The organism is Chloroflexota bacterium (assembly GCA_016219275.1).
In the GTDB taxonomy this organism is placed as follows: Bacteria; Chloroflexota; Anaerolineae; order UBA4142; family UBA4142; genus JACRBM01.
The window spans coordinates 1-4570 of the sequence record JACRBM010000046.1; the positions used below are offsets into that span (position 1 = coordinate 1).

General features: G+C 55.4%; 4 protein-coding genes. 1 reads left to right on the forward strand and 3 read right to left on the reverse strand.

Going from position 1 to position 4570, the window contains the following annotated elements:
* Window positions 1–222: 222 nt before the first annotated feature.
* Window positions 223–531, forward strand: a complete 309-nt coding sequence (locus tag HY868_12145) for a hypothetical protein (protein ID MBI5302879.1) — start codon at window positions 223–225, stop codon at window positions 529–531.
* A gap of 158 nt (window positions 532–689) precedes the next feature.
* On the opposite strand, the gene HY868_12150 is transcribed toward HY868_12145, so the two are convergent.
* The 3 genes from HY868_12150 to HY868_12160 form a co-directional block, all read right to left on the reverse strand.
* Window positions 690–1097 (reverse strand): acyl-CoA thioesterase, encoded by a 408-nt coding sequence (locus HY868_12150; GenBank protein ID MBI5302880.1) that lies wholly within the window; start codon window positions 1095–1097, stop codon window positions 690–692.
* Between the two features lie 76 nt (window positions 1098–1173).
* Window positions 1174–3474 (reverse strand): hypothetical protein, encoded by a 2301-nt coding sequence (locus HY868_12155; GenBank protein ID MBI5302881.1) that lies wholly within the window; start codon window positions 3472–3474, stop codon window positions 1174–1176.
* The gene (locus tag HY868_12160; protein MBI5302882.1) at window positions 3474–4295 is read right to left on the reverse strand and encodes a M55 family metallopeptidase; all 822 of its coding nucleotides are present in this window, start codon (window positions 4293–4295) and stop codon (window positions 3474–3476) included. The genes HY868_12155 and HY868_12160 overlap by 1 nt, the downstream gene beginning before the upstream one ends.
* Window positions 4296–4570: the final 275 nt, after the last annotated feature.

Consider the following 4570-nt stretch of genomic DNA (forward strand, 5'->3'; position numbering starts at 1 on the left):
ACAGCCTCGCTCCGCCCACAAAAGGATGCGGGCGGACATGTGCTTTTATTAAGCCGGACACAGTTCTGGAGAGTACCGCGCGTCTACTTTGCAAACCCAGGAGTGTCTTAACGAACATTCACGAAAACTCACAGATACGGTTTGATACGATAGCAAGTTGTCACATTCATCGTATCCAGGCGCGTTTGCGCTTTAGGCAATCGTTCGTCGTGTGAGGCACGCATGAAACGGATCGAAGTGTGGAAATCGAAATCGGATTGGCAAGTCAAATCACAACCCGAACAAGCAAAAATTCGTCGCCACACCGCGCGGCTCGTCAAAACAATGTCGGATCGTGGCTTGGTGGAGGAAGGACCGTTCTGGATCGAAAATACGTGGGGAAGTTTGCTGGTCTGGACGGCGGAGGACAACGCGGAGAATCTAAAACCCCATGAGCGAACGCGCTTGCGGGAGCATTTCGAGCCGCTAACGTTTGTATCGCTCACCGACTATGCGTCGGCAAAACAATTAGCTGACAAGTTGGCGCGTTAAGCGCGCTAACCAGTTTGCTGGTTTGCTCAACCTAGATTGGCTTTGACCCAGATACGCTCCTCTCGTTCGAACGAGAGGGGCGTTACTATTTTGCTGCGAATCTCTGCGCGGCGCGAAGCGTGCAGCTAAAAAATTTTACGTTGGCAATTTACTTGGCGTTATTCGGTCTGCAATAACTCGCGAATGTCCTTGGGAATCGCGCAGACCTGCCACTGTTGATTCAGATTCAAGTGTTTCGTCCAACCCTCGCACAGCAATTCGCCGGTTTCGGCTTTGTGCACTTGGTACGCCAGCGTAAACTCGCGGCTTTTGATTTCCTTCGCGCGCGTGCGTACCGTCACCAAATCACCATAGCGCGCCGGGGCGATGTATCGCGCGGAGAGTTCAACGACGGGCCAATTCAAGCCGCGCTCTTCGACATCGCGATGATAATCGCGCCCTTGTTGCCAAAACCATTCGCCGCGTCCCAGTTCGAACCAAACGATGTAATGCGAATGATACACGACGCCGCTCGCGTCCGTCTCCGCGTACCGTACTCGAAATGTCGTTTCGATGACCTTGCCCATGTCAACTCCCAGTGTTCAGTGTTCAGTATTCAGTATCCAGTCTTCTTGCAACTGAAAACTGATCATCGAATACTGATTATTGAATTATGATCGTCGTCACCCCGACCATCTCCTTCAATTCACGCCCGAAATCCAATCGCACGCGATTCATGCCCGCATTCACCGCGTTCGCTGGGAATGCAACGCGATAATCCTGCCACGCGGTTGTCAATGCGAGGTCGCCGACGCGCGTGTCGTTGAGAAACACACTCGCGCGCAACGGCGACTCGACATGGACGTGAATGGTCATCACCCGCTCGCGCACATCGTCCGCGACAAAATAGATTTCCGATTGCGCGCCACGCGCCCACACAAAATCGAATTCACCTTCCCAGTTCGCTTTCGGATACTCGAACTGCCAGCCGCGTCCGGCATAGAGTTGTCCGATGTTTTCGCGCAGATCAATGCGTAGTTCAGAGGAATTGGAGGGAAATGAGGGAAATAAATAGGAAATCGTGGTGGCGTCATCGTCCACGATTCGCGCGTTCAGGACATCGCGCAAGTACGCGTCAATGTCGCGCGTTTGCTCCAGTGTGAGAAACTCGCGATGCAACACCGCGTACCTCAAATCGAAAAAGCGCAAGACTTGATCGCGCACGCGCGTGTCCTCTGCAATGTCGGCTTGATCGAGCGGTCCCTTTTCCACGCCTTCGAGCACGCGCAACGAGCGCACCACAATCGGCGTTCCGCGAAATGCAAAATACTCCGCCACATCCGGCGCGATGCGATTCATGTACGCGCGCAGGATGCGCTTGCCGTGAATCGGTTGGTACGCTTCAATTGTCGCCGCGGCGCGCCAGTTGAACGTTGGAATCTCCAACACGGTGAACGCGCCTGGCTCGCGCGCGATCTGGGAATAGATGCGTGGGACCGTGAGTGGTTGCGTTGGGTACGGGAAAATAACAGACTCGCTCAAGATGAAGACTGGGAGAAGAAGATACGTGAATCGTAAAACGTAAAACGTGATGCGTGATGCGTTTTTCTTCAATCGAAAATCGGAAATCAAAAATCGAAAATCATTCACCGCAATTGCCGCGAGCATCGCACACGCGAACGCCACGACGATCCCGTACCGCATCGGAATGCGAATGTGATTGACGATGGGAATTTCGTGGAGCGCGAGGTACGGCAAGGGGATGCTCGTCAATTGTCCGGCGATATGCAAGTACGGACCGAAACTAGACAGCGCGAACGCGAGCGCGACCAAAAACCAAAAGAGCGCCTGTCGCCATCGGCGAACAAGCGCGTACCCCGCGAGCGCAAGCACGACGTAGCCGACAAATGCCTGGCGGTCCGGCGAGAGTGCGCTCCCATCATTCGCGTTGACGCCCGCGTTCACCCCGGCGATTTTCAGCGGCGCGTTCGCGTACAGCGCACTCTCCGCGTGCGGCAGAAGGTACGCGAGTAAATCGTACGCGCGGTCGGTTGAGTACTTGACTGGGAAAACGCGAATATAGTTGCCACCCTCCAGCGCAAAATCCTGCGCGACAAAAAACAACATCGGCGCGGCAACGAGCACGCTCACGATACCGCTAATCGCCCAACTACTCAACCACCCAACTGCCTTGTTTCGCGCATCGCGCCACCCGCTCACCATCACGTACACCGCGTAGAGCGCGGTGAACAAAACAAGAAACGCGGCGATCTGAAAATCAATGTACGCATTCAGTCCCAGGAACAGCCCGGCAAGAATCGCGTCGCGCCACAACGTTGTCCGCGTCGCGCGCAACAGGAACAAGACGTAGAACGGAATGAACTGGGTATTGAAAAGATTGAAGAACGCGAGACCGTAACCGAGACGCAGAGGTGCGAACGCAAAGATCAGACCGGCGACGAACGCAGCAAATGGCGAATGGCGAATGGCGAGTCGCCGTTGCTCGATAACAAACTTGACCAATAGAAATGTTTGGAACGGCGGCAACGAGCCAGCATCTATTTTCGATTTTCGATTTTCGATTTTCGATTGCGCGAGCACCTCGCGCGCAAGCAGAAACGTCCCGTACGCGGTCAATACGGTCGCCGCGATGTACATCGCGTTGTGCGCGGCGACCAAACCAAACGCGTACTGCAACGGCAACGCGAGCACACCGATGAGCGAGACCGCCCACAACAATTGCGTCGCGCCGCCGAGTGGATAAAACACGTAATCGCTGTGAAACGGATTAACGTCGAGTTCGAGCGCGCGCCTGATCCAACCCAGCGCCCACACGAAACTCGGCGCATCACCTTCCACGCCGGGAATCGCCGTCGCAAAATTCAGCGCGAGCGGAAGCGCCATCCCAATCGTGAGCAGAGCGTATGCAATTAAAACGAGAAAATGTTTGCGTCCGCCACGCATCACGCCTGAATACTTCCCAGCGTCATTAGGACGCGAAACGCGTTGTACACGGTTGGAAAATCATCGTGCGTGAACTCGACGACGCGCGGCGCGACGCGTTGGACGCCGGGCATCATCACGCACATTTCGGCTTGCGATGAGCGCGCGAGCGCGACGCGCAACGTGATCGGCGACTTGACAACAAACGGTGCGCGCTTTCGCGCGAGCGCGCGCTCCGCCGATTCACGAATCAACGCGCACGCCTTGGTCGGATGCAGACATTTCGCGGCGACGCGCCCGACCGCTTCTTTCACGACAGCGACATGCAGATCATCGCCGAGCAACTCCTGCGCTTGTGCACATGCAGTTTGATCACCGGTAAAAAGCGCAATCGGTACACTGAAATGTCCGGCGAGCGCGGCATTCAATCCAATCTCGCCCACTTCGACCTGGTTTAACCACACGCCTTGCAACACACGCGGACCATCCCAGGTATGATCCAGATTCGCCAGTTCCGAACCGGCGCGCGCGTGATAGCCGGTGCAAAACACCGCGTCGTACGTCGCGTCAATCCCGGACATCATCGAGTACGGCTTGGGCGAGCCGCTCAACAGAATCGCATCGGGGTGCATCTCGGCAGGTGACAGATTCCGCATTCCATCGTGCGAATCGTTGACGAGCACATCGGTCGCGCCGCCCTTGAACGCGCCTTCGATTGCCGCGTTCACTTCGGCGATCATCAGTTTGCGCGCCGCCGGATATTCGGCGTGTTCTGGCTCGGTTTGATTCGAATGCACGACGCCACTCGTGCCTTCCATGTCGGCAGAAATGTAGACCTTCATCGAAACCTCCATTTTCATCGCCGCTCATTCTATCCGAATCCGCGCAGAAATCAAACAATACAAAGTAGGGGCGAAGCATTTTTCCGCGCAAGCGTGCGAAAAAGGCTTCGCCCCCACCCAGCCATTCGTTTATTCGCAAAAGCGCAAAACTCGCTTTGTCATCCTGAGCGAAGCGAAGGATCGCTCAAGCAACTGGCGAGATTCTTCGTCGCTTGTTTGAATTCACTTGGTTGCGTGTTTTCAAGAGCCGCTCCTCAGAATGACAAAAAGTGAGT